Below are 24,600 nucleotides of genomic sequence, written 5' to 3' on the forward strand. Positions count from 1 at the left end.
GCGGGCGGTCAGGAGCCCTCGAACCGCCAGGCCGGAGCCTCGGCGACCAGGCGCTCCCGGGCGCCGGCTGCGGCTCCCGCCAGCTCGTCGCCGTCCCAGAAGAAGAGCGTGCCCGTCGTGGTGGCCTGCATCCGGGTGCGGAAGACCGCGGGATCCCCGGTGCGCGCCAGCGCGTCCTCGACGCCGGCCGCACCCCGCAGCGCATGCAGCGTGCGCCAGGTCGGCGGCATGAGCACGATCTCCCCCGCATCGCGGGCGGCGAGCGCCGACTCCGGTGCGAACCACCGCGCCTCGACCACCTCGTCGGGCGCAGGGCGGAGCGCTCCGCCCGGATCAGCGGCGAGGAAGAACCAGGTGCGCACGCGCTTCGGGATCCCCGCCGGCGGCACCCAGCACGACAGGGGCACGAGCCGCTCGAGCTCGAGGCCTGCCTCCTCGGCGGTCTCGCGCACCGCGGCACGCCCCGCGTCCTCCTGCTCCCCGGCGCCGTCGACGCGATCGCCGGGTTCGACCATGCCGCCGGGGAACACCCAGGCGCCCGCGAACGAGCCCCGGTCGGGTCGGCGCAGCAGCAGCGCCTCGATGCCGCCGGGCGCGTCGCGCAGGACCACCGCGGTGCCCGCGACGGGCAGGTCGTCGGACTCGGCGGAGCTCATCAGCCCATCGTAGGGCGCGCGGCCGGTCGCCGCGTCGAGGCGGCGGGCGACCTCAGACCAGGTCGCGCACCCGCACGGATCCGGTCTCGGTGTGGAACCGGCGCTGCACCGCGTAGGACGCGAGCGCGATGCCGAGCCCGATGACCGCCAGGCCCGCACCGACCCAGGACGGCGCCGCGAAGCCCCAGCCCCAGGCGATCACCAGGCCGCCGAGGAAGGCGCCGAGGCTGTTGCCGATGTTGAGCGAGGAGTGGTTCAGCGCCGCAGCGATGGACTGGTTGTCGCCCGCGACCTCCATCAGCCGGGTCTGGATCGAGACGCCGAGGACCGACGAGAGCGCCGCCATCAGGAACGCCAGCGGGACGAGCAGCCAGATCGAGAACGACAGCACGGCCAGCAGCGCGAGCAGCACCGCCAGCCCGCCCATCCCGTAGAGCAGGGTGAGCCGCAGATTGCGGTCGGCGAAGTGACCGGCGAGCAGGTTGCCCAGGGTCATCCCCAGTCCGAACACCACGAGCGTGATCGGCACCATCCACTGCGGCGCTCCCGCGCGATCGGTGACGAGCGGCGCGACGTAGCTGTACAGGGCGAAGAACCCGCCGAACCCGATCGCGCCGGTCGCGAGCGCGAACCACACCTGCGGCCGCCGGAACACGCGCAGCTCCGCGCGGAACGTGCGCCCGGGATCCCCGGCGTGCTGCGGCACGAAGAACGCGATGCACACGCTCGCGAGCGCGAAGACGATCGTGACCAGCAGGAAGGCGATGCGCCAGCCGAAGTGCTGCCCCAGGAATGTGCCGAGCGGGACGCCGACCACGTTGGCGATCGTGAGTCCGGTGAGGATGAAGGCGACGCCCTTCGCGCGCTTGCCGGGGCCGAGCACGTCGGCGGCGACCAGCGCGCCGATCCCGAAGTAGGCCCCGTGCGGCAGCCCGGCGATGAAGCGGGCGAGCCCGACGGTCTCGAAGGTCGGCAGGACGACCGCGAGCCCGTTGCCGAGCGTGAGCGCGATCGCGAGGCCGAGCATCACCCGGTGCCGCGGGAAGCGCGCCACGAGACCCGCGATCGTGGGCGCGCCGAGGACGACGCCGAGGGCGTACAGCGAGACGAGGATACCGGCGCGGCCGATCGCCTCGTCGGGGTTCTGCGCCCACAGGCCAGGGAGCAGATCCTGGGCGATGTCGGGCAGCAGGCCCATGGCGACGAACTCGGTCATGCCGATGCCGAAGCTGCCGATGGCGAGAGAGAGGAGCGCCCGCGTCGCCGCACCCCTCGAGAGGCTCGAGGGTTTCATCCCTCCAGCCTAGAGGGTGCCGGACTCGCCGATCGCACGCTCCAGGCGCTCGATCTTGCCGTCGATCTCGCCCGTGTACCCGGGCCTGATATCGGCCTTCAGCACGAGCGACACCCGGGAGCCGAACGGCATCACGGCCTCGGTCGCGCGCTTGACGACGTCCATGACGGTGTCCCAGTCCGGTCCCTCGACCTCCGTGAACATGCTCGTGGTGCGATGCGCGAGACCGGAGGCGCGGACCACGGCCACCGCGGCGGCGACCGCGTCGTGCACTGAGGCGTCGGCGCTCTCCGGACGGTCGGGGGCGGATCCGCTGGGAGCGACGGAGAAGGCGACGAGCATCAGGACCTCCGGGTTTCGGGGACTTCACGGGCGGGGGCCGCAGCGCGGCGCACCGGCGTGCGCACGATCGCGCGGATCGCGATCACGCAGATGACCACGACGAGGATGTTGCGGACGCTCAACAGCGCGATCGGCAACGCCTCTGCGCGCAGCAGACCGTCGTACACGACAGGGTAGACCGCCTGGGTGAACAGGTAGTCGACGAGGACGAGCACCGCGGGGACACGCACGCGCGGGCCGTCGAACAGCCACCACAGCAGGATCGGGGCGAGCATCCACACCTGGAACTGCGGGGATCCGACCTTGTTGCACGCGATCAGCACGGCGACGAGGGCGAGCGCCGTCGCCGGCAGCAGCCGGCGCGCGGACGCCCCGGACCGCAGCTTCCACAGCGCGAGCCCGGCGATCGCGAGCACGGCCAGGGCCATGAGCGGGGTGAGCACGGCCGCTGCGAGATCGACGCCAGGGCCGGCGAGCTGGAACGTGAGGATCTGCCGGTCGTACTCGATGCGCGTCACGCCGGTCTGGGTGAGCCACAGCAGCGGAGTCGCCCCGACCGCCTCGATCTGCAGTCCGCGCCCGCTCATCTGACTGAGGAAGCCGAGGAGGTTCCTCCCGCCGCCCAGGAGCACGAGTCCGAGCACCACGACGAAGGTGACGATCGCCGCCGAGACGATCATCCGGATCCGCCCGCGCAGCAGCGCGAGGGCGGCGACGAACAGCGCGCCCGGCCAGATCTTGATCCAGGCGCCCACCGTGAACAGCGCACTCGCGACCGCGGGACGGGAGAACAGCCACAGCCCCCCGATCAGCGCCAGCGGCACCGTGACCGCGTCGATCCGGAACATCGCGATCGGCCCGAGCGCGACCAGCGCCGCCATCCAGAACAGGGCCGCGCCGCGGCGGATCCGACTGCGGGCGGCCCGCCGCCCGCGGAGCAGGAAGGCGAACCCGACGGCGTCGAGGATCGTGATCAGGATCGACCAGGCGACGACGTAGCTCGCGGATCCGACCGCGTACGCGCCCGGGATGAGCGGATGCAGCAGCTGCGAGATCCCCTGGGCGAGGAGCATCGGCAGCAGGGCCAGCTGCGGGTACACCCAGCTCTCGGTGATCCCGACGACCGCGCCGCCCCCGAGCGCATTGCGCGACCACGGCTCGTACACGAACACGGTGTCGCCCATCGGCAGCGCCGGCATCCACCAGCCGACCGTCGCGACGTAGAGGTGAGCCAGGACGAAGGCGGCCCACAGCACGGCGAGCGGCAGCCCGGCACGGCGCACCGGCGTCGGTCCGGCGGCGGCCCGGGTCTGTGCGGCGCGGGTCGCGCCCGTCGGCTCGGCACCGCTCACGCGTGGTCCTCCTCGATCCGGTGGTCTTCGGGGTCGTCGACGCGTGCGCCGTCCGGGACGGGAGCGCGGTCGTCGGGGACCGCACCTCCTTCGGCGAGAGCCTCGGCGAACGCGGCAGGCAGCGCCTCCGCGACGTCCAGGGCGACGACGGGATGCCCCGGCGCTCCGGCGGCGACGCCGGCGGCGATCCGGCCGGCACGGCCGTGCAGCCACGCTGCCGCTGCGGCGAGCTCGGAGAGCGGCGCACCCCCGCCGCCGGCACGGTCGGCCGCCACGAGGGCGCCGATCACGCCGGCGAGCACGTCGCCGGTGCCCGCCGCGGCGAGCCAGCCGGTGCCCGCGTCCACGGCGATCGCGTGGGCGGATCCGGGTGCCGCGACGAGCGTGGTCGCGCCCTTCAGCAGCACGGTCCCGCCGAGCGCCGCCGCGGTCTCGAGGGCGGCGGCCGCGCGCCGCGCGGGGTCGTCCAGCGCCTCGGTCCCGACCGACGTCAGTCCGAGCGCCGTGCGCAGCCGAGCGAACTCGCCCGCATGCGGGGTGGCGATCACCGGCGCGCGGGCCGGCAGCAGGTCGAGGGCGCCCGCGTCGACGACGACCGGCACCGCGCCCGCGAGCAGGCGCCGCAGCCCGTCCGTCTCCTCCGGCGTGCGCAGCGCCGGATCGGTGCCCGAGCCGATCACCCAGGCGTCGGCGCGGACCTCGGCGGCGGGCAGGGGCTCGGCCACGACCGTCTCGGGCCGGCGGCCCAGCACGAGGTCGGCGGGTCGCCGCGGGCCGAGGTAGCGCACGTACCCCGCGCCGGCGCGCCAGGCCGCCTCCACGCCCAGCACCGCGGCTCCGGGGTACGCGTGGGAGCCCGTGCGCAGGGCGACGGTGCCGCGGGTGCGCTTGTCGTCGGACCGGCCGGGCACACGCAGCAGCCGGCGGACGTCATGGCGCGTCCACGCGACACGGCCGTGCGCGTCGAGCACACCGGCGGACGGAGAAGGCATGGGATCAACGGTACTGGGCCGAGCCTGTGGTTGCGGCCCGGTGCGAGACCGGATCCTGTCTCCGCGCGTCCCCACGCGCTCCGCGGCCGGTAGCGTCGTGGCGTGAGCCTTCTCTTCTCCCCGCTGCCCCTCCGCTCCCTCGTCCTGCGCAACCGGCTCTGGGTCTCCCCCATGTGCATGTACAGCGCCGTCGACGGCGTGCCGCAGGAATGGCACCACACGCACCTCGCCCAGTTCGCGTCCGGCGGAGCCGGGCTCATCATCGCCGAAGCCACGGCGGTGCTGCCCGAGGGGCGGATCAGCCCGCGCGACACCGGCCTGTGGAACGACGCGCAGCGCGATGCGTGGGCGCCGATCGTCGCGGCCGTGCACGCGCGCGGCGCGCACATCGGCGTGCAGCTCGCGCACGCGGGCCGCAAGGCGTCGACGTGGTGGCCCTGGGCGCCGGAGCAGGGCTCCGTCCCCGTCTCGGAGGGCGGCTGGCCCACGGTCGCGCCGTCGGCGATCGCGTTCGAGGGGTTCGCCGAGCCCGCAGCCCTGGACGCGGCCGGCATCGCCGCCGTGGTCGAGGGGTTCGCCTCCGCCGCCCGCCGCGCCCTGGACGCGGGATTCGACGTGCTGGAGATCCACGGCGCGCACGGCTACCTGCTGCACGAGTTCCTCTCGCCGCTGAGCAACCACCGCGACGACGCCTACGGCGGCTCGCTCGAGAACCGGGCGCGCCTGCTGCTCGAGGTCACCGAGGCGGTGCGCGCGGTCGCGGGCGAGGACGTGCCGCTGTTCGTGCGCATCTCGGCGACCGACCACGCCCCCGGCGGCTTCGCTGCCGAGGAGGCCGCGCAGGTCGGCGAGTGGGCGGTGGCGCGCGGTGCGGACCTCATCGACGTGTCCAGCGGCGGTCTCGTCGCCCACCAGCGCATCGACGTGCATCCCGGCTACCAGGTGCCGCTCGCCGCGGCCGTGCGCCGGGGCGGGCGGATCCCGTCCTCCGCGGTGGGCCTGCTGACCAGCGGCGCCCAGGCCGAGAGCGTGCTCGCCGAGGGCGCCGCCGACGCGATCTTCGCCGGACGGGAGTGGCTGCGCGACCCGCACTTCGGCCTGCGGGCCGCGCACGAGCTCGGCGACGTGATCGCCTGGCCCGACCAGTACCTCCGCGCCCGCTGGCGCTGAGTCCCGGCCGGCCCCTGAGCGTCCTTCGTCCCGCCTTCGTCCCGCCTTCGGCTCGCTCAGGAGCCGGAAGGCGGGACGAAGGGCCCCGGTTCAGCGGCCGAAGCCGCGCCGCGTGATGTCGCGCACCTCTCCGACGAGCTCCTCGATGATGTCCTCCAGGAACAGGACCGCGGTGGTCTCACCGGCCGCGTCGCGCACCTGCGCCAGGTGACGCCCCGCACGGCGCATGATCGCCAGCGCGTCCTCGAGGTCGGTGTCCTCCTGCATCGGCACCATCTGGTGGATCCGCTTCGCCGGGATGGGAAGTCCCGCCCGCGCTGCGGCCTCCGGGCCCTCCGCCGAGCGGATCACGTCCTTCAGGTGCACGTAGCCCACGGGCGCGCCCTCGGCGTCGACGATGACGTAGCGCGAGAAGCCGTGCTTGGCCACGGCGCGCTCCACGTCGTCGGGCGTCGCGCCGATCGGAAGGGTGACCAGGCCCGCCAGCGGGACGGCGACGTCGCGCGCGTCCTTGTCGGTGAACTCGACCACCGCGCTGACCGTTCCCGCGGAGTCGTCCAGCACGCCCTCGCGGCGGGACTGGTCCACGATCGTCGCGACCTCCTCGAGCGTGAACGTCGAGGCGGCCTCGTCCTTCGGCTCGACGCGGAACAGCCGCACGACGCCGTTCGCGGTCGCGTTCAGCGCCCGGATCACCGGGTAGAACACCTTCGAGACCCACACCAGCGGGGTCGCCAGGATCAGCACCGAGCGGTCCGGCACCGAGAACGCAAGGTTCTTCGGCACCATCTCGCCGAAGATGACGTGCAGGAACGACACCAGCACGAGCGTGATCGCGAAAGCCACGACGTCCACCGCCGCCTCGGCCAGGCCGATGGCGTGCAGCGGCGCCTCGAGCAGGTGGTGCATGGCGGGCTCGGAGACGTTCAGGATCAGCAGCGAGCACACCGTGATGCCCAGCTGCGAGGTGGCGAGCATGAGGGTCGCGTGCTCCATCGCGTACAGCGCGGTGCGCGCGGATCGGGAGCCGCGCTCCGCGAGCGGCTCGATCTGCGAGCGCCGCGCCGAGATCACCGCGAACTCCGCGGCCACGAAGAACGCGTTGCAGGCGAGGAGCACGAACAGCCACGCGATTCCGGCCCAATCGTTCATCGCTCGCCCCCTTCCTCGGCGGACGGCGCCGGGATGAAGCGGATCCGGTCCACTCGGCGTCCCTGCATGCGCACGACGTGCAGGGTGCCGTCGGGCACCGGCACCTCGTCGCCGGCCTTGGGCAGCCGCTCCAGCACGCTCATCACATATCCGCCGACGGTGTCGTAGACGTCGCCCTCCGGCACTTCGATGCCCGTGCTCGCGCGGAGCTCGTCCGGGCGCAGCTCGGCCGGGAAGGTGATCCCGTCGCGGCCCTTCACGACGCCCGCCCTGCTGCGGTCGTGCTCGTCGGACACCTCTCCGACGATCTCCTCGACGAGATCCTCGAGGGTGACGATCCCCGCGGTGCCGCCGTACTCGTCCACCACGATGGCCAGCTGGTACCCGCCGCCGCGCAGCTCCGCCACGAGCGCGTCCAGGTGGACGGTCTCCGGCACGCGCAGCGGCTCGGAGGAGAGGGCTCCCACCGGCACCTCGGTGCGGCGGTCCCGGGGCACCGACACGGCGGCCTTCAGATGCACGACGCCGGTGATGTCGTCCAGGTCCTCGTCGTACACCGGGAAGCGGCTGTGCCCGGTGCGCCGGGCCAGGCCGATCACGTCGTCGGCGGAATCGGCCGCCGCGATCGCGTGCATGCTGGGGCGCGGGGTCATCACGTCGCCCGCGGTGAGCCGGGCGAAGCCGAGGCTGCGGTCCAGCAGAGTCGCCGTGTCCTCCTCGAGCACGCCGGCGCTCGCCGAGCGCCGCACGAGCGAGCTGAGCTCCTCCGCGGACCGGGCTCCGCTGAGCTCCTCCTTGGGCTCGATGCCCATCGCCCGCAGCACCGCATTGGCGCTGCCGTTCAGCAGGGCGACGACCGGGCGGAACACCCAGGTGAACGCGGTCTGGAACGGGATGACCAGCTTGGCGGTCGCGACGGGCAGCGCCATCGCGAAGTTCTTCGGGACGAGCTCGCCGAGGATCATCGACAGCATCGTGGCGACCGTCATCGCCACGACCACGGCGATCGTGACGGTGACCGGCTCGGGGATCCCCCAGCCCGTCAGCACCGGACGCAGCAGGTTCGACAGCGCCGGCTCCATCGTGAAACCGGTGAGCAGAGTCGTCAGCGTGATACCGAGCTGGGCGGAGGAGAGATGCGTCGAGGTGATCTTCAGCGCGGCGATCGTCATGCTCAGCCGGCTCTCGCCGCGCTCCCGCCGCGCCTCCAGATCCGCACGGTCGAGGTTGACCAGGGCGAACTCGCTGGCCACGAACAGCCCCGTCCCGACGATGAGCAGAAGCCCCACGCCCAACCAGATGTAATCCATCACGGTGTCACCTCCGCCGAGGCGGAGAGCGGGCAGTGGGGCGAGGTACTACTGGAGGGAGGGTCGTCCATGGTGCGCACGAGTCTACTGGCACCCGGCGGTCGCGAACCTGCGCGATCGCCCCGAGCGGCCGCAGGAGAACGTCGATCCTGCAGGCGTCACCAGCTGACCGGGAGCGCCTTGCCCTCCTCGTAGCCGGCCGCCGACTGCAGTCCGACGAGGGCACGCTCGTGGAACTCCTGCACCGACGACGCGCCGGCGTACGTGAACGAGGAGCGCACGCCGGAGGTGATCATGTCGAGTAGGTCCTCGACGCCGGGGCGCAGCGGATCCAGGTAGATCCGCGAGGAGGAGATCCCCTCGGCGAACAGCTCCTTGCGCGCCCGCTCATACGCGTCGAGACGCCCGAAGCGCGCCTGCACGGCCTTCGTCGACGCCATGCCCCAGGACTCCTTGTAGATGCGCCCGTCCGCGTCGGTCTGCAGCTCGCCCGGGGCCTCGATCGTCCCGGCGAACCAGGATCCGATCATCACGGACGCCGCCCCCGCGGCGAGCGCGAGCGCGACGTCGCGGGGGTAGCGCACTCCCCCGTCGGCCCAGACGTGGGCGCCGGCGTCCGCGGCCGCCTGGGCGGTCTCCAGCACGGCGGAGAACTGGGGGCGCCCGACCGCGGTCATCATCCGCGTGGTGCACATCGCGCCCGGCCCCACGCCGACCTTCAGGATGGATGCGCCCGCCTCCACGAGGTCGCGCACGCCGTCGGCGGTGACGATGTTGCCCGCAACGATCGGGATCCCGAGCTCGAGCGCCGCGACCGTGCGCAGCGCCTGCAGCATCCCCGCCTGGTGGCCGTGCGCGGTGTCGACCACGAGCACGTCCACGCCGGCGGCGGCGAGGGCCCTCGCCTTCGCGGCGACGTCGCCGTTGATGCCCACCGCGGCGGCGACGGCCAGGCGGCCCGACGCGTCGACGGCCGGCCGGTAGAGCGTGGAGCGCAGCGCGCCGCGCGCGGTCTGCGTGCCGACCAGGCGCCCGTGCTGCAGCACCGTGACCATCTCGGCCTCGACGGCGGTGATCGCGTCGAACGCGGCACGCGGGTCGGCCACGTCCTCCGCGTCGAGCGAGGGCGAGTCCGCGCGGGTCAGGTCGCCCAGCTGCGCGTCGCGCAGGGCTGTCGCGAGGCGGGTGGCCGGCAGGACGCCGTGGATGGCGTCGGCGTGCAGTCCGTCGGGGCCGTCGGGCGCATCAGCGACGACGATGCCGCGCCCCTCGGTGGCGGGCATCAGGCGGAGCGCGTCCTCGACGGTGGCGAGGGGCGACAGCACGATCGGGGTGTCCCAGGCGACCGGCTGGCGCTTGACCCAGCGGATCGCCTCGTCCAGCTGCTGCAGGGGCATGTCCTGCGGCAGCACGCCGATCCCGCCCCGGCGGGCGAGCGTCGCGGCCAGTCGCGGACCGGTGACGGAGTTCATGTTCGACGACACCAGCGGGATGGTCGCCGGGGTGCCGTCGTGGGGCGCGAGATCCACCTGCAGCCGGCTCGTCACATCGGAGTGACGCGGCACCAGGAACACGTCGGAATACGTGAGGTCGACCATGGGGAGCTCGCCGGAGAACTGCATGGTCTCAGGGTAGCCGTCCGCTCTCCCCTCCGTCCGGCGACGTGCCCGGCCGCGGCCCGCGAGCGCGCGTGGTGGAGCGGCCCTCGAAGCCCGTTCGGATCGGACCCGCCGGAACCTCCGTGCCGGGGCCCGGTACGGGTCGTCGACACGTTAGGCTTGACACCCGGATGAGTGGCCATACCCGGAGACCACCGGGGACGGATCCCACCGATTCAGCGATGAAAGAGGGCGATCGAGCGTGTCGAGCCAGGTGACCGGCGTCGGGACTTCTGGAGATGGAGAGTTCGGGGCCAATTCCTGGCTCGTCGACGAGCTGTACGAGCAGTTCAAGGTCGACCGGAACTCCGTCGACAAGGAGTGGTGGCCGGTTCTCGAGAACTATCGTCCGTCCGAGGCGGCGACCGCCGCTCCCGTCGCTCCGTCCGCACCCGCGGCCCCCGGCACCGCCACGCCTGCGCCGGCCTCCGGTGCGCACCCGGTGACCGCGCCGGTGCCCGTGATCGGCCAGCAGCCGGTCGCCCGCACCACCACGAAGCCGGCGCGTCAGGCGCCGATCCCCGCGCAGGCCCAGGACCGCGCCACCGGCGATCCCGGCGCCGAGCAGCACGAGGACGTCGTGACGCCGCTGCGCGGCATGCCGAAGACCCTCGCCGCCAACATGGACGAGTCGCTGACCGTCCCGACCGCGACGAGCGTGCGCACCGTCCCGGCGAAGCTGATGATCGACAACCGCATCGTCATCAACAACCACATGTCGCGCACGCGCGGCGGCAAGGTGAGCTTCACCCACCTCATCGGCTGGGCGCTGATCCAGGCGCTGAAGGACTTCCCGAGCCAGAACGTCTACTACGCCGAGGTCGACGGCAAGCCCAGCGTGGTCGCCCCCGCGCACATCAACCTCGGCATCGCGATCGACATCCCCAAGGCCGACGGCACCCGTGCCCTGCTCGTCCCGTCGATCAAGCGCGCCGAGACGCTGACCTTCAGCGAGTACCTCTCCGCCTACGAGGACCTCGTCGTCCGCGCCCGCGGCAACAAGCTCACCGCCGCGGACTTCCAGGGAACCACGCTCTCGCTCACGAACCCCGGCGGCATCGGCACGGTGCACTCCGTGCCCCGCCTCATGAAGGGCCAGGGCTGCATCATCGGCGCCGGCGCGCTGGAGTACCCGGCCGAGTTCCAGGGCTCCAGCCAGAAGACGCTGGACGTCCTCGGCATCGGCAAGACCATCACGCTCACCAGCACCTACGACCACCGCGTCATCCAGGGCGCCGGATCCGGCGAGTTCCTGAAGAAGGTGCACGAGCTGCTCATCGGCGAGCGCGGCTTCTACGAGGGCATCTTCCGGGCTCTCCGGATCCCCTACGCGCCGATCCGCTGGAACAAGGACATCGCGGTCGACCTGGCCGAGCGCATCGACAAGACGGCGCGCGTGCAGGAGCTCATCAACTCCTACCGCGTGCGCGGCCACCTCATGGCCGACATCGACCCGCTCGAGTACGTGCAGCGCACCCACCCCGACCTCGAGATCGAGACCCACGGCCTGACGTTCTGGGACCTGGACCGCGAGTTCGTCACGAACGGCTTCGGCGGCCAGCGCCAGCTCAAGCTGCGCGAGATCCTCGGGGTGCTGCGGGATTCGTACTGCCGCACGATCGGCATCGAGTACATGCACATCCAGGATCCCGAGCAGCGCCGCTGGTTCCAGGACAAGGTCGAGGTCAAGTACGTCAAGCCCGGTCACGACGAGCAGCTGCGCGTGCTGAGCAAGCTCAACGAGGCAGAGGCGTTCGAGACCTTCCTGCAGACCAAGTACGTCGGCCAGAAGCGCTTCTCGCTCGAGGGTGCGGAGTCGCTCGTCCCGCTGTTGGACGAGATCCTGCAGGGCGCAGCCGGCGCGGGCCTGGACGGCGCCGCGATCGGCATGGCGCACCGCGGCCGCCTGAACGTCCTCGCGAACATCGCCGGCAAGACGTACGGCCAGGTGTTCCGCGAGTTCGAGGGATCCACCCTCCCGGGCAACCAGCGCGGATCCGGCGACGTCAAGTACCACCTGGGCAAGGAGGGCACGTTCATCGCCGACGATGGCGCCGAGCTGCCGATCCTCCTCGCCGCGAACCCGTCGCACCTGGAGACCGTGGACGGCGTGCTCGAGGGCATCGCGCGCGCCAAGCAGGACCGCAAGCCGATCGGCACCTTCACCTGGCTGCCGATCCTCGTGCACGGCGACGCGGCCTTCGCCGGCCAGGGCGTCGTCGTGGAGACCCTGCAGATGTCGCAGCTGCGCGGCTACCGCACCGGCGGCACGATCCACGTGGTCGTCAACAACCAGGTCGGATTCACCACGCTGCCGAACGACTCGCGCAGCTCGGTGTACGCGACCGACGTCGCCAAGACGATCCAGGCGCCGATCCTGCACGTCAACGGCGACGACCCCGAGGCCGTCGTGCACGTCGCGCAGCTCGCTTTCGAGTACCGCGAGGCGTTCCACCGCGACATCGTGATCGACCTCGTCTGCTACCGCCGCCGCGGACACAACGAGGGCGACGACCCGTCGATGACGCAGCCGCTCATGACCGACCTGATCCAGGCCAAGCGCTCGGTGCGCAGCCTGTACACCGAGGCCCTCGTCGGCCGTGGCGACATCACGCAGGAGGAGTACGACCAGGCCAAGGCCGACTTCCAGAACCGCCTGGAGATCGCCTTCGCCGAGACGCACGCGGCCGAGACCGGCGCCACTCCGATCGCCCCCGACCTGCCGCCGGTGGACGAGCAGATCGGTACCCCGGAGGTCACCGGCGTCCCGCTCGAGGTCATCCACCTCATCGGGGACGCGCACGCGAACAAGCCCGAGGGCTTCACGGTGCACCCGAAGCTGCAGCAGGCGATGGACAAGCGCGTCGACATGAGCCGCAACGGCGGGATCGACTGGGGCTTCGGCGAGCTGCTCGCGTTCGGCTCGCTGCTGGTCGAGGGCACCCCGGTGCGCCTGGCCGGCCAGGACTCGCGCCGCGGCACGTTCGTGCAACGCCACGCCGTCCTGCACGACCGGGCGAACGGCCAGGAGTGGCTGCCGCTGGCGAACCTCTCGGACAACCAGGCCCGCTTCTTCGTGTACGACTCGCTGCTCAGCGAGTACGCCGCGCTCGGTTTCGAGTACGGCTACTCGGTGGAGCGTCCCGAGGCCCTCGTGCTCTGGGAGGCGCAGTTCGGCGACTTCGTCAACGGCGCCCAGTCGGTCATCGACGAGTACATCTCCGCGGCCGAGCAGAAGTGGGGCCAGCAGTCGAGCGTGGTGCTGCTGCTGCCGCACGGCTACGAGGGCCAGGGGCCGGACCACTCCTCCGCCCGCATGGAGCGCTTCCTGCAGCTGTGCGCGCAGGACAACATGACCGTGGCGCGGCCGTCCACCCCGGCGAGCTACTTCCACCTGCTGCGGCGTCAGGCGTACGCCAAGCCGCGCAAGCCGCTCATCGTGTTCACGCCGAAGGCGATGCTGCGCCTGCGCGGCGCGACGAGCGCGGTGGAGGACTTCACGCAGGGCCGTTTCGAGACGGTCATCGACGACACCCGCGAGCTGGACCGCAACGCCGTCAAGCGCGTCATCTTCCACTCGGGCAAGGTGCACTGGGATCTGCTCGCCGAGCTGGAGAAGAACCCCAACCCGGAGATCGCCCTGGTGCGGGTCGAGCAGCTGTACCCGGTGCCGCTGCGCGCGCTCAAGACGATCGCCGACACCTACCCGAACGCCGAGATCGTCTGGGTGCAGGAGGAGCCGGAGAACCAGGGAGCCTGGCCGTTCCTCGCACTGCACTTCCAGACCGTGCCGGGTCCGCGCGTGGTGCGCCCGATCACCCGGCCGGCCTCGGCGGCGCCCTCGACCGGATCCTCGAAGGTGCACGCGGCGGAGCAGGCCGACCTGCTCGCGCGAGCACTGACGCTCTGAGCCCGGCTCAGACCACCGACGCGGTGTCCCGGTTCTCCGGGGCACCGCGTCGTCGTTCCCGCGCGCGGCGCACGAGGGTCACCGCCACCGCGATGACCGCGACCACGACCGGGACGACGAGCGCCGCCCCCGCGAGCAGCAGCAGGCCGACCGTGCACAGCGACGCGATCACGGCCATCCACCAACCGGGCGTGCGCCGGGGCAGGATCCGGATCGCGGCGATCATGCCGATCGTGTACACCGCGACCATGCTTGCCGTGTGGATGAGGATGAACGGCTGCAGGTCGAACCCGGTCGCCCACGACACCCCGAAGTAGGCCAGCACCAGCACCATCGACAGCATCAGCGCCCGGCGCGGGACGGCGCCGGACTCCACGCCCTTCGCGAACCAGCGCGGCAGGTCGCGGTTGGACGCCAGCGAGGCCCCCAGCTTGCCGAACGCCGCGAGGTACACGTTGAGCACGCCGAGCGCCACCACGGCCGAGACCACGCCGATGAGCGTGGGAGCGGCGCGCACCCCGCCGGACTCCGCGAGATCCAGCAGGACGACGTCGCCCTGGCCGGCCCGCTCCCCCAGCGCGCCGACGGTGACGAGCTGCAGCGCGAGGTAGCACCCGCCGGCGAGCACCAGCGTGATCGCGGTCGCCAGCGGGATCGTGCGCCGTGGGCGGGCGAACTCGCCGGAGATGTGGGTGCCCACCTCCCAGCCCGCGAACGCCCACACGAACATCACGATGGCGGTGCCCACGCCGCCCCAGCCGTGCGGTAGGAACGGCGTGAAGCTCTCCGGCCGCACCGCGGGCGCGGCGACCGCGACCACCACGACCACGATCGCGAGCAGCAGGCCCGTGAGCACGAGCTGCAGCCAGCCGGTGAGCCGCACGCCGAACAGGTTCGCCACGAACGGCACCACGAGGAATCCGAGTGCGAGCCACGGGATGCCCGCCCGATCGATCCCGACGACGGTGGCGATGTAGCGGGCGCCGAGGACGGCGACGACGGGACCGCCCGCGGCCACGCCGAAGAGGAACCAGTATCCGGTGGCCCTGGCGGCCGTGGGGCCGAGCGCGGTGCGCGCGTAACTGGCGACGCCGCCGGGATCGGGGTGGCGTGCGGCGAGGGCTGCGAAGGCGCCGGCGAGCGGCACCGCGAGCAGAGTGATCACCCCGACCGCGATGAGGCTGGCGGGTCCCGCGGTCTTCGCGGCGAGTCCCGGCAGCACGAGCAGTCCGGTGCCGAGAACGGAGGCCAGATAGAGCGCGATGCCCGGCGCGAGCCCCAGTCCGGCGCGCCCGTGTTCCGGAGTCAGTCCGGTGCCGTCGGCGCCCTCTGCCGGGCGGATCGCAGTCATGCCTCGACGGTAGCGGGAGGGTCCGACATTCAGTACCAGATGCTGAGCGCGGGGGCCGTGGGGAGGCTGAACGCGTTCTCGATCTGCTCCGCGGTCCGCGCCGTCGCGGCGAGCCGCCCGGCCGCGCGCAGGGTCGTGGCGCTCACCCCGCCGAGGCACAGCGAGCTCAGGGCGTCCACGCCGAGCTCGACATCCGGGTCCTCCGTCGTGGCGGCGGCGGTCGCCGTGCCGTCCGCCGCGATCCGCAGACGCCAGGATCCGTCGGCGAGGCCGAGCGGATCCGTCACGCGCAGCACGACGTCGAGGGGCGCCCGATACTCGCGGGACTGCAGCACGGCCGGCACGTCCAGGATCCGCAGCCAGCCGTGGTCGTGCACGACGGTCTGCACCGCGCGCTGGTCCGCCACCAGCCACGGCAGCGGGTCGTCCACCGGGCGGAGGTCGGCATGCACCGTGCGGATGAGGTCGTGATTCACGGCGAACGCCCACAGCGCACGCAGCGCCTCGGGCGTCTCCGCGTCGAGATGGCGCACGAGGAGATCGGCGCCGAACTCGTCGCGCACCTCGTCGAGCGTGTAGGCGAGCACACCGCGGGTGCCGCCGCCGGCGTCGACCGCACGGACGCCGCGCACCGCGCGCGCCTTCTCGTCGCCGGGAACGAGCCCCGCCATCCGCCGCCAGCGCAAGGGCCAGCCAGGGATGTCGCCCACGCGGGTGCGCCGGGTGCGCTCGTGCACCTCCTCGAGCGCCGCCATCAGGGCGTCCGGCTCGAGATACTCGAGCGTCGCGGCGTCGCCGTCGGGCAGGGCGATCCCGCGCGCACGCCGCGCGTCGATCTGCAGTCGGGCGACCGGGATCGCGGCGCCGAAGCCGTACCGGCCGTAGATCGTCGCCTCTGTGGCGGTGAGACCGGCGATCGGCACCCCGGCGTCCGCGGCCGCGCGCAGCTCGCCCTCCAGCAGATTCCGGGCGATCCCGCGGCGGCGGTGGGTCGCCGCGACGGTGACCGCGCTGATCGCCCACAGGGGCAGGTGCGCACCCGCCGGGCCCGGCACCGTCATCGGGGTGACCCAGGAGCTGACCGTCGCCACGGGAAGCGCGTCCGCGTCCGCATCCGCGGTGAAGACCCCGATGTTGCGCCGCTCGAGCATCATCTCGCGCATGAGCGCGATGTTCTCGTCGCGCGGTTCGCTGTCCAGGAATCCCCGGGCGTCGGCGCGCGCGAAGGCACGGGCCGCGTCCGGATCCGTCATGTCCACCACGCGGTAGTCGAGTCCGGAGAGGCTCAAGCGCTCCTGGGAGCGGGGGTCGGCCGGGACGGTGCGCGCGTCGGAGGTATGCATGACCTCAGCGTATCCAGGCGGCTGACACCCGGGATCGCCGTCGGCGGCGGGACGAGGTCAGTGAACGGTCGCCTGGACGGCGCGCAGACGCGCCAGCACCTGATCGCGCAGCTCCTCGGGCGCGGTCTCCTTGCACGCCCGCGACACGACCTCGGTCAGCGTGGTGGCCACCAGAGCCTCCTCCGCGCACGATGCGCAGTGCTCGAGATGCTCGCGGATGTCGGAGTGCTCCGTCTTGCACATCTCGTTGCGGAGGTACTCCTCCAGGTCCTGCCGCGCCTTGGCGCACCCGCAGTCCGTCATTTCGTGCTCCTCGTGCCGGCCGCGGCGATGCCTCGCTCCGCGGCGTACTCCGCCAGCAGCTCCCGCAGCATGCGGCGCCCGCGGTGCAGGCGGCTCATCACGGTGCCGATGGGGGTCTTCATGATGTCGGCGATCTCCTGGTAGGCGAAGCCCTCGACGTCGGCGAGGTACACCGCCAGCCGGAAGTCCTCCGGGACCGCCTGCAGCGCCTCCTTGACGACGGAGGCGGGCATGCGGTCGATCGCCTCGGCCTCGGCCGAGCGGCTGTGCGTGGCCGTGGTGGACTCGGCGCCGCCGAGCTGCCAGTCCTCGAGCTCGTCGATCGTGCCCTGGTAGGGCTCGCGCTGCCGCTTGCGATAGATGTTGATGTAGGTGTTCGTCAGGATCCGGTAGAGCCAGGCCTTCAGGTTCGTGCCCTGGGTGAAGCTCGACCACGAGGCGAACGCCTTCACGAACGTCTCCTGCACCAGATCCGCGGCGTCGGAGGGGTTGCGCGTCATGCGCATGGCGGCGGCGTAGAGCTGATCCATGAAGGGGATCGCCTGCTCCTCGAATTCCCGGCGCGCGGAGGACTCCGCGTCGGGCTGCGCGTCCAGCGGTGCCTGATCGTTCATCGCCAGCCAGTCTAGGCCGTCGAGATCGGGGTGCACCGAGCCGTCCACGTCGAGGGGCACTCGCTCGAGCGTCGCCAGCATGGGCCCGTCCTTCTCCGTCTTCCCGCGGTCTCCGATCGGAGGCCTTCAGTAGGGTAGGAACCGATGAGCGCTTCGACGTATTCCCCCGCACCGCGCGGCCGCTGGACGGCGCCGCGTGCCGCCGGCGCCCTGCACGCGCAGCTGCGCGTCCCCGGATCCAAGTCGCTCACGAACCGCGAGCTCGTGCTGGCCGCGATCGCAGACGGTCCGGGACTGGTCACCGCTCCCCTGCACTCCGACGACTCCGCCCGTATGATCGACGCCCTGCGCGCCCTCGGCATCGGGGTCGAGGAGGAGCGCGGCTCCGGGGAGTTCGGCCCCGACCTGCGCATCACGCCCGCCCGCCTCACCGGCGGCGGCACGGTCGACTGTGGTCAGGCGGGCACGGTCATGCGCTTCGTCGCCCCGCTGGCCGGCCTCGCCGACGGCGATGTGCTGCTCACCGCGCACGAGACCGCCCTGCACCGGCCGATGGGCGCCATGGTCCACGCCCTGCGCGACCTCGGCATCGACGTGGAGGACCACGGCAGCTGGTCGCTGCCGTTCACGATCCGCGGCCGCGGCCACATCCGCGGCGGCCGGGTGGAGATCGACGCCTCCGCATCCAGCCAGTTCGTGTCGGGGCTGCTGCTCGCCGCCCCGCGCTTCGACGTGGGCCTGCACCTCGTGCACACCGGCGAGCGCCTGCCCAGCATGCCGCACATCGACATGACCGTAGAGGCTCTGACGCGCCGCGGCATCAAGGTCACCCGCCCGGCGCCCGGCGAGTGGATGGTGGAGGCCGGCTCCCCGCGCGCCCGTGAGACCGCGATCGAGCCCGACCTGTCCAACGCCGCGCCGTTCCTGGCAGCGGCCCTCGTCACCGGCGGCGAGGTGTCGATCGCCGGCTGGCCGAGCCGCTCCACGCAGCCAGGGGCGCTCCTGCCGGAGCTGCTGGCTCACCTCGGCGCCGCGGTCCACCGCGACGGCGATGTGCTCACGGTGCGCGGCACCGGGCGGATCCGCGGCGGCGAGTTCGACCTTTCGGCCGCCGGCGAGCTCGCACCCACCTTCGTGGGGCTCGCGGCCCTGGCCGAGGCGCCGACGACGATCACCGGCATCGGCCACATCCGGCTGCACGAGACCGACCGGATCGCGGCGCTCGCCGGGAACCTCCGGGACCTCGGCGGACAGGCGGAGGAGCTCGAGGACGGCATCCGGATCGTGCCCGCCGAGCTGCACGGCGGGACCTGGCCCGCCCACCACGATCACCGCATGGCGACCACGGGAGCGCTCATCGGCCTGCGCGTCGCCGGCGTCGAGATCGACGAGATCGGCACCACCGCGAAGACGCTCCCCGAGTTCACGCAGCTGTGGGAGCGCCTGCTGGCCGGCAGCGCTCCGGGGAGCGAGACGGCGTGAGCTGGATGGACGGCGTCTGGGACGACGGGGACGGCGAGGACGACCTCGACGACTTCGACGAGTCCCAGATCCGGACCCGGCCGAATCCCAAGGCCAACCGCCCGCGCACGAAGCGCCGTCCCGCGCACGCCGACGCCGAGATCGGGCGCGTGCTGGGCGTCGACCGCGGACGGTACGCGGTGCTGCTCGGCGAGGGCACCGACGAAGAGCGCACCATCACCGCCGCGCGGGCGCGCGAGCTCAGGCGCACCCCGATCGTCACCGGCGACGCCGCCCGGGTGGTCGGCGACACCTCCGGCGAGGAGGGCACCCTGGGCCGGATCGTCGGGATCCTGGAGCGCTCCTCTCTGCTGCGCCGGAGCGCGGACGACACAGATCAGGTGGAGCGCGTCATCGTCGCCAACGCCGACCAGATGCTCATCGTGGTCGCGGCCGCGGATCCCGAGCCCCGCGAGCGCCTCGTCGACCGCTATCTGGTGGCGGCGCTCGACGCCGGGATCCGCCCGCTGCTCGTGGTCACCAAGACGGATCTGGCGGATCCGACCGAGTTCCTCACGCACTTCGCCGGGCTGGACCTGCAGGTCTTCACCAGCGCTCAGGGGCGCATGCCCGTCGACGAGATCGGCGCGGCGCTGATCGGCCACTCCACGGTCTTCGTCGGTCACTCCGGGGTGGGCAAGTCCACGCTCGTGAACGCCCTGGTGCCCGGGGCGGGCCGCGCGACCGGCCACGTGAACGAGGTCACCGGCCGGGGCCGGCACACCTCGTCGTCGACGGTGTCGCTGCGCTACGTCGCGCCGGCTCTCGCCCCCGGCGTGCCTCTGGGCTCCGGGTGGGTCATCGACACCCCGGGCGTGCGCTCGTTCGGGCTCGGGCACGTGGATCCGCAGAACATCCTTGCCGCGTTCACGGAGCTGGCGGCGATCGCAGAGAACTGCCCGCGCGGCTGCACGCACCTGCCCGATGCGGAGGACTGCGCGCTCAACGAGGCCGCCGCCGACGGCGCGCTCGGCGACGCCGGCCTGGCGCGCCTGGAGTCGCTGCAGCGACTGCTCGCGACATTCGCCGACAAACTCTGACCGGCCCGGGGTCGCACGGGCGGGTAGCCTGGAGACGTGACTGCACAGCGCCTCGAACCCGGTACCACCGCGCCCGACTTCACCCTCCAGGACCAGGACGGAGCGTCCGTCTCCCTGCACGACCTGCGCGGCCGCCGGGTGATCCTGTACTTCTACCCCGCCGCGATGACCCCCGGCTGCACCACCGAGGCGTGCGACTTCCGCGACAGCCTCTCCTCGCTGCAGGGCGCCGGCTACACGGTGCTCGGCGTCTCCCGCGACGACGTCGCGAAGCTCAAGCAGTTCGCCGAGCGCGACGGGCTCTCCTTCCCGCTGCTCAGCGACGCCGATCTCGCGGTGCACCGCGCCTACGGCGTCTGGGGGGAGAAGAAGAACTACGGCAAGGTCATCGAGGGCGTGATCCGCTCGACGTTCGTCATCGACGAGGACGGCGTCATCGAGCACGCGCTCTACAACGTCAAGGCCACCGGGCACGTGGCGCGGATCCGCAAGCTGGTCGGCCTCGCGGCCTGACCCGAGGCGGTCCGCAGTCCGCAGCGGCCGGCGTCACTCCTGCTCGGCATCGGCCTGTCGACGCGCCTCGGCCCCCGCGCGCCGGGTCAGCAGGAACAGCAGCACCACGCCGATCACGGCGGGGATGAGCAGCGACAGCACGAACACGGCCGGGAACGGCCGCACACCCACGGCGCTGAGCGCGACCGCGATGGCGAGGATCTGCGCCACCATTCCGCCGCTGCGGCCGTACGAGCGACCGCGCAGCACGGCGTAGGCGAGCACGGCGAGCCCCGCCGCGCCGACCAGGCTGAGGCCGATGAGCCCCAGTGCCGACGGCAGCGATCCGGCATCTCCCGCACTGAGGCCGAAGACCTCGATCAGCGTGATCACCAGCAGCGCGACGGCCTCCAGGGCGAGCAGGGCCGCCGCGGCGATGGTCGGTGTCGACGGGCGCATGGCGGCTCCTGGGGTGTCGGGGTCGGCGGCGGTTCGCTCGCGGTTCCGCTGCCGTTCACGCGCGGTCCAGAAAAACCTTGATCGTTAGCCTTTCATGTAAGAGAATAGAACACAGCCATGTGCTCCCACAGCGGCGTGGGGCGAGCATCCGCTCGCATCACCGATGGGCGTCGGCCCCCGAACGCCGCCTACGAATTCCGGGCACGCGAAGAAGTCGCGCGCCCACGACATTTCCACACTGAGGAGCCCCCATGGATTGGCGCGACAAGGCCGCCTGCCTCACCGTCGACCCCGAGCTGTTCTTCCCCGTCGGGAACACCGGTCCGGCCGTCGATCAGATCGAGAAGGCGAAGGCCGTGTGCGCCCGGTGCACTGTCACCGAGGTCTGCCTGCAGTACGCCCTCGAGTCCAGCCAGGACTCGGGCGTGTGGGGCGGCCTCAGCGAGGACGAGCGCCGCGCTCTGAAGCGCCGCGCCGCGCGCGCCCGTCGCGCCGGCTGACCCGCCGCGCGCTGAGGCGTCGGCCGCTGAGCGCGTCGAAGCGTCCGAGGCCCGAACGTCCGATTCCCACCGGATCTGAGCCCTTCGACGGGCTCAGGAACCGGATCCGGATCAACCGTTCACCCAGCGCATCGGGATGTCGATCGTGACGGTGGTGCCTTCGCCGTCCGAACCCTCCCAGACGATCGTGCCGCCGAGCTCGCCCTGGATCAGGGTGCGGATGATCTGCGTTCCGAGCCCCTGACCGATCCGGCCCTCGGGCAGCCCGTGGCCGGTGTCGCGGACGATCACCCGCAGGTTCTCGTCGGTGCGCTGCGCCTCGATCGTGACGAGCCCCTCCTGACCGGCCAGGCCGTGCTCGACCGCGTTGGTCACGACCTCGGTGAGGGCCAGCGCCAGCGGGGTCGCGTACTCGCTCGGAAGAACGCCGAAACGTCCGGTCGACTGCGTGCGCGCCCGGGTGCTCGGTGCCGACGCCACCTCCGCCACGAGCTTGAGCACGCGCGCGAACACCTCGTCGAAGTCGACCTTCTGCGCGAGTCCCCCGGCGAGCGTGTCGTGCACCACGGCGATCGACTCCACCCGGCGCATGGCCTGGGTGAGCGCGTCGCGCGCCTCCTCCGAGTGCGTGCGCCGCGCCTGTATCCGCAGCAGCGATGCGACCGTCTGCAGGTTGTTCTTCACGCGATGGTGGATCTCGCGGATCGTCGCGTCCTTGGTGATGAGCTCCTGCTCCTGATGGCGCAGCTCCGACACGTCACGGCACAGCACGATCGCACCGATCCGGGTGCCGTGGTCCTTGAGCGGGATCGCCCGCAGCGACACCGTGACGCCGCGCGCCTCCACGTCGGTGCGCCAGGGCGCGCGGCCGGTGACGACGACGGGCAGCGACTCGTCGACCTGCCGCGACGGCGGGACGATCCGGGTGGTCACCTCGACCAGGGACTCTCCCTCGAGCTCCTCGTCGAAGCCCATCCGGTTGAACGCGCTAAGCGCGTTCGGGCTCGCGAAGGTCACGATGCCGTCCACGTCGATGCGGATGAGCCCGTCCGACGCGCGCGGGGCGCCGCGGCGCGGCGATGTGGGAGCGGAGAGGTCGGGGAACTCGCCGACGGAGATCATGCGGAACAGGTCGTCCGCGGCCTCGTTGAACGTGATCTGCTGGCGGGACGGCGTGCGGGCTTCGCCGAGGTTGGTGTGCCGCGTGAGCACTCCGATCGGCCGGGGCGGCTCTGCATCCTTGCCCCGGGCGCGCACGATCGGCACGGCCCTCACCCGGGTCGGGGTCTCCTCGAACCAGTCCGGGTTGGCGGAGTCGACGATCTCCGCGGTGTCGAACGCTCCCTGCACCTGGGTGCGCCACTGCGGACGCACCCGCTCCCCCACGATGTCGCGGTAGAACAGCGTCGCCGCGCCGCTGGGGCGGGTGTGCGCGACCGCGATGAAGGATCCGTCGGCCGTCGCGATCCAGATGACGATGTCCGCCGAGGCCAGATCGGCCAGCAGCTGCCCGTCGCCGGCGAGACGATGCAGCCACTCGACGTCGTCGTCGTCGAGGCAGCCCTGGGCCTGGGCGAGATCACTGAGTGTCGACACCCTGACAGCCTAGGGCGTGTCCGGCGTGCGCATTCGCGCGCGACGACCGCCGCGGGCGCGTGAGGTCAGAGGATGGCGAGCGACGTCGCGCGCCAGCGCCGGTCGAGGCCTTCCAGGCGCACCGCCACGGCTCGGGCGCGACCCGGCGTCTGCACGATCAGCGTCGCCTCGACCACCCCGTCGGCGGGCTCCGACACGTGCGTGGAGAGGATCCGGAAGGTCGGCCTGGCCGGGGCGACTCCTCGTGCGCTGCGGGCCCGGGCGGAGAGATTCGCGCGGGCGGTGAGCACGACGAACGCGTCCTCGGTGAGCCAGCGCGCGAGCTGGTCCGCCTCGCGCACGCCGGCGAGCACCTCGAGCACGCCGCGCGTCAGGCTCTGCAGCAGCGGCGTCGGATCCGGCAGCTCGGCGCTCGGCGTCGGCTGCGGCGCGAAATCCTCAAGCGTCATCATCGATGTTCCCCCCAGTGCCACAGGACGTGACGTGTCTGGCATTCGAGCACATCCGCACGTCGCGCGGGGCCCACCCGGCGAGGAATGTGGATAACCCGTATGTCGGATCTGCCGGTTCCCGTACGCTCGTCGGCATGGAATGGGACCGGCTCTTCGAGGACCTCGAGGACCAGATCGCCTCGGGCTGGGAGGCCGAGCGCGCCGCGCTCGACGCCGAGACGGAGCGACTGCGGATCGCGCGGCTCGATCTGCGCACCCGGCTGGGCGTGCTCGCCGACGAGGGTTCCACCGTCACCGCCGTGCTCACCGACGCCACCCGGGTTCGGGGCCGACTGTGCGCCGTGGGCGCCGACTGGGCCGCCGTGCATCCGCATGAGGCCGCAGGGCTGTCGCTGCTGCCCTCGCACGCCGTGGAGCTGTGGTCGCTCGATCACGGGGCGCTGCTGACCAGCGGAGCCGCCGCTGAGCCGCTGTCCCCGCTGCGGGAGCGGATGACCTTCGGCTTCGTGGTGCGCGACCTCGCCCGGCGCCGCAGCGGGGTCACGCTGCGCACGCGCTCGGGGGCGGTGCTGGCCGGCACGATCGACCGTGCCGGCGCCGACCACCTCGACCTGGCGCTGCACGATGCCGGGTCCCCGCGGCGAGCGCGGGCCGTCACCGGCTTCCGCGTGGTGCCGTTCTCCTCGGTGCTCTCGATCGGCACCGACACTCCCGCTCCCGGCTCGTCCTGAGCGCCGCCGGGCCGCGCGGGTCGCCCGCCGCGGCGGACCGCGCGTTCACTCCGCGCGGTGCACGGCAGGACCCCACAGTTCGGGGAAGCTCGCCGCATTCGCCTGCCGCCACAGCGCCCTGCGCCGGGCGTCCTCCGCCTGGTCCGCGAGATACTCCGCGATCGAGTCCTCCTCGACCCGCCAGGCTCCTGGAGCCCCGAGGCGGGCGCCCCGCAGACGCCCCTGCAGGATCAGTTCGACGATCTCCTCCGCCTGCACGTCGAGGAGCTCGGCGACCTGGGCCGGAGCGAGGTAGCGCGGGGCGGCGGCGGATGCGTCGGGCATGCACCCATTGTGCTCCGCGGGGGGCGCCGGGCGGCGCG

At 72.5% G+C, this 24,600-nt stretch carries 23 protein-coding genes; 7 read left to right on the forward strand and 16 right to left on the reverse strand.

The window, feature by feature from the left end; translation table 11 throughout:
* Positions 1 to 8: 8 nt before the first annotated feature.
* Genes AERO9AM_RS12525 through AERO9AM_RS12545 form a run of 5 tightly spaced genes read right to left on the reverse strand, consistent with a single transcriptional unit; the run spans position 9 to position 4,636 of the window.
* Positions 9 to 656, reverse strand: coding sequence for an NUDIX hydrolase (locus AERO9AM_RS12525; protein ID WP_159576435.1), 648 nt, complete (start codon positions 654 to 656; stop codon positions 9 to 11).
* Positions 657 to 708: 52 nt separating this feature from the next.
* Positions 709 to 1,950 (reverse strand): MFS transporter, encoded by a 1,242-nt coding sequence (locus AERO9AM_RS12530; RefSeq protein WP_159576436.1) that lies wholly within the window; start codon positions 1,948 to 1,950, stop codon positions 709 to 711.
* Between the two features lie 9 nt (positions 1,951 to 1,959).
* Complete coding sequence (locus AERO9AM_RS12535; RefSeq protein WP_159576437.1) at positions 1,960 to 2,292, reverse strand: thiamine-binding protein; 333 nt, start codon at positions 2,290 to 2,292, stop codon at positions 1,960 to 1,962.
* Positions 2,292 to 3,644 (reverse strand): hypothetical protein, encoded by a 1,353-nt coding sequence (locus AERO9AM_RS12540; protein WP_236602610.1) that lies wholly within the window; start codon positions 3,642 to 3,644, stop codon positions 2,292 to 2,294. Before AERO9AM_RS12540 ends, AERO9AM_RS12535 begins: the two co-directional genes overlap by 1 nt.
* Complete coding sequence (locus AERO9AM_RS12545) at positions 3,641 to 4,636, reverse strand: ADP-dependent NAD(P)H-hydrate dehydratase (RefSeq protein ID WP_159576438.1); 996 nt, start codon at positions 4,634 to 4,636, stop codon at positions 3,641 to 3,643. The genes AERO9AM_RS12540 and AERO9AM_RS12545 overlap by 4 nt, the downstream gene beginning before the upstream one ends.
* Before the next feature lie 102 nt (positions 4,637 to 4,738).
* Here AERO9AM_RS12545 and AERO9AM_RS12550 point away from each other — a divergent pair, with 102 nt between their 5' ends.
* The gene (locus AERO9AM_RS12550; protein WP_159576439.1) at positions 4,739 to 5,806 is read left to right on the forward strand and encodes an NADH:flavin oxidoreductase/NADH oxidase; all 1,068 of its coding nucleotides are present in this window, start codon (positions 4,739 to 4,741) and stop codon (positions 5,804 to 5,806) included.
* Positions 5,807 to 5,896: 90 nt separating this feature from the next.
* Here AERO9AM_RS12550 and AERO9AM_RS12555 read toward each other — a convergent pair whose 3' ends face one another.
* From AERO9AM_RS12555 to AERO9AM_RS12565, 3 genes are all read right to left on the reverse strand, one after another.
* The gene (locus AERO9AM_RS12555; RefSeq protein WP_159576440.1) at positions 5,897 to 6,958 is read right to left on the reverse strand and encodes a hemolysin family protein; all 1,062 of its coding nucleotides are present in this window, start codon (positions 6,956 to 6,958) and stop codon (positions 5,897 to 5,899) included.
* Entirely contained in the window at positions 6,955 to 8,268 is a 1,314-nt protein-coding gene (locus AERO9AM_RS12560) for a hemolysin family protein (protein ID WP_159577530.1), read from the reverse strand. The genes AERO9AM_RS12555 and AERO9AM_RS12560 overlap by 4 nt, the downstream gene beginning before the upstream one ends.
* 158 nt (positions 8,269 to 8,426) lie before the next feature.
* Positions 8,427 to 9,890 carry a GuaB1 family IMP dehydrogenase-related protein gene (locus AERO9AM_RS12565; protein WP_159576441.1) on the reverse strand — a complete coding sequence of 488 codons (1,464 nt, stop codon included), beginning with the start codon at positions 9,888 to 9,890 and terminating at the stop codon, positions 8,427 to 8,429.
* A 238-nt stretch (positions 9,891 to 10,128) separates the two neighbouring features.
* Here AERO9AM_RS12565 and AERO9AM_RS12570 point away from each other — a divergent pair, with 238 nt between their 5' ends.
* On the forward strand, positions 10,129 to 13,836 hold the full coding sequence (locus AERO9AM_RS12570) for a multifunctional oxoglutarate decarboxylase/oxoglutarate dehydrogenase thiamine pyrophosphate-binding subunit/dihydrolipoyllysine-residue succinyltransferase subunit (RefSeq protein ID WP_159576442.1): 3,708 nt from the start codon (positions 10,129 to 10,131) through the stop codon (positions 13,834 to 13,836).
* Between the two features lie 7 nt (positions 13,837 to 13,843).
* Here the strand turns inward: AERO9AM_RS12570 and AERO9AM_RS12575 are convergent, their stop codons facing one another.
* The 4 genes from AERO9AM_RS12575 to AERO9AM_RS12590 are packed head-to-tail and all read right to left on the reverse strand — an operon-like array spanning position 13,844 to position 17,528.
* Positions 13,844 to 15,187, reverse strand: a complete 1,344-nt coding sequence (locus tag AERO9AM_RS12575; protein ID WP_159576443.1) for an APC family permease — start codon at positions 15,185 to 15,187, stop codon at positions 13,844 to 13,846.
* A 29-nt stretch (positions 15,188 to 15,216) separates the two neighbouring features.
* Positions 15,217 to 16,530, reverse strand: coding sequence for a GNAT family N-acetyltransferase (locus tag AERO9AM_RS12580; protein WP_159576444.1), 1,314 nt, complete (start codon positions 16,528 to 16,530; stop codon positions 15,217 to 15,219).
* 57 nt (positions 16,531 to 16,587) lie between these two features.
* Entirely contained in the window at positions 16,588 to 16,833 is a 246-nt protein-coding gene (locus tag AERO9AM_RS12585; protein WP_159576445.1) for a zf-HC2 domain-containing protein, read from the reverse strand.
* Positions 16,830 to 17,528 (reverse strand): sigma-70 family RNA polymerase sigma factor, encoded by a 699-nt coding sequence (locus tag AERO9AM_RS12590; RefSeq protein WP_442923257.1) that lies wholly within the window; start codon positions 17,526 to 17,528, stop codon positions 16,830 to 16,832. The genes AERO9AM_RS12585 and AERO9AM_RS12590 overlap by 4 nt, the downstream gene beginning before the upstream one ends.
* Positions 17,529 to 17,591: 63 nt before the next feature.
* On the opposite strand from AERO9AM_RS12590, the gene aroA reads away from it, so the two are divergent.
* The 3 genes from aroA to bcp are packed head-to-tail and all read left to right on the forward strand — an operon-like array spanning position 17,592 to position 20,521.
* Positions 17,592 to 18,929, forward strand: coding sequence for a 3-phosphoshikimate 1-carboxyvinyltransferase (gene aroA / locus AERO9AM_RS12595; protein WP_159576446.1), 1,338 nt, complete (start codon positions 17,592 to 17,594; stop codon positions 18,927 to 18,929).
* A gap of 5 nt (positions 18,930 to 18,934) precedes the next feature.
* Complete coding sequence (gene rsgA, locus AERO9AM_RS12600) at positions 18,935 to 20,008, forward strand: ribosome small subunit-dependent GTPase A (protein WP_159577532.1); 1,074 nt, start codon at positions 18,935 to 18,937, stop codon at positions 20,006 to 20,008.
* A 36-nt stretch (positions 20,009 to 20,044) separates the two neighbouring features.
* On the forward strand, positions 20,045 to 20,521 hold the full coding sequence (gene bcp / locus AERO9AM_RS12605) for a thioredoxin-dependent thiol peroxidase (protein WP_159576447.1): 477 nt from the start codon (positions 20,045 to 20,047) through the stop codon (positions 20,519 to 20,521).
* 33 nt (positions 20,522 to 20,554) lie between these two features.
* On the opposite strand, the gene AERO9AM_RS12610 is transcribed toward bcp, so the two are convergent.
* Positions 20,555 to 20,959 (reverse strand): hypothetical protein, encoded by a 405-nt coding sequence (locus tag AERO9AM_RS12610; RefSeq protein WP_159576448.1) that lies wholly within the window; start codon positions 20,957 to 20,959, stop codon positions 20,555 to 20,557.
* Positions 20,960 to 21,210: 251 nt separating this feature from the next.
* Here AERO9AM_RS12610 and AERO9AM_RS12615 point away from each other — a divergent pair, with 251 nt between their 5' ends.
* The gene (locus AERO9AM_RS12615; protein WP_045249333.1) at positions 21,211 to 21,459 is read left to right on the forward strand and encodes a WhiB family transcriptional regulator; all 249 of its coding nucleotides are present in this window, start codon (positions 21,211 to 21,213) and stop codon (positions 21,457 to 21,459) included.
* A 111-nt stretch (positions 21,460 to 21,570) separates the two neighbouring features.
* Here the strand turns inward: AERO9AM_RS12615 and AERO9AM_RS12620 are convergent, their stop codons facing one another.
* Together AERO9AM_RS12620 and AERO9AM_RS12625 are read right to left on the reverse strand one after the other, a co-directional pair.
* The gene (locus tag AERO9AM_RS12620; RefSeq protein WP_159576449.1) at positions 21,571 to 23,055 is read right to left on the reverse strand and encodes a sensor histidine kinase; all 1,485 of its coding nucleotides are present in this window, start codon (positions 23,053 to 23,055) and stop codon (positions 21,571 to 21,573) included.
* A 65-nt stretch (positions 23,056 to 23,120) separates the two neighbouring features.
* Positions 23,121 to 23,504: an Rv3235 family protein gene (locus AERO9AM_RS12625; protein WP_442923282.1), complete on the reverse strand. Its 384-nt coding sequence runs from the start codon at positions 23,502 to 23,504 to the stop codon at positions 23,121 to 23,123.
* A 137-nt stretch (positions 23,505 to 23,641) separates the two neighbouring features.
* On the opposite strand from AERO9AM_RS12625, the gene AERO9AM_RS12630 reads away from it, so the two are divergent.
* Positions 23,642 to 24,238 carry a hypothetical protein gene (locus tag AERO9AM_RS12630; RefSeq protein ID WP_159576451.1) on the forward strand — a complete coding sequence of 199 codons (597 nt, stop codon included), beginning with the start codon at positions 23,642 to 23,644 and terminating at the stop codon, positions 24,236 to 24,238.
* A 45-nt stretch (positions 24,239 to 24,283) separates the two neighbouring features.
* Here the strand turns inward: AERO9AM_RS12630 and AERO9AM_RS12635 are convergent, their stop codons facing one another.
* Positions 24,284 to 24,562, reverse strand: coding sequence for a helix-turn-helix domain-containing protein (locus AERO9AM_RS12635; protein ID WP_159576452.1), 279 nt, complete (start codon positions 24,560 to 24,562; stop codon positions 24,284 to 24,286).
* Positions 24,563 to 24,600: the final 38 nt, after the last annotated feature.

It is taken from the genome of Microbacterium sp. 8M (assembly GCF_902506375.1).
Lineage (GTDB): Bacteria > Actinomycetota > Actinomycetes > Actinomycetales > Microbacteriaceae > Microbacterium.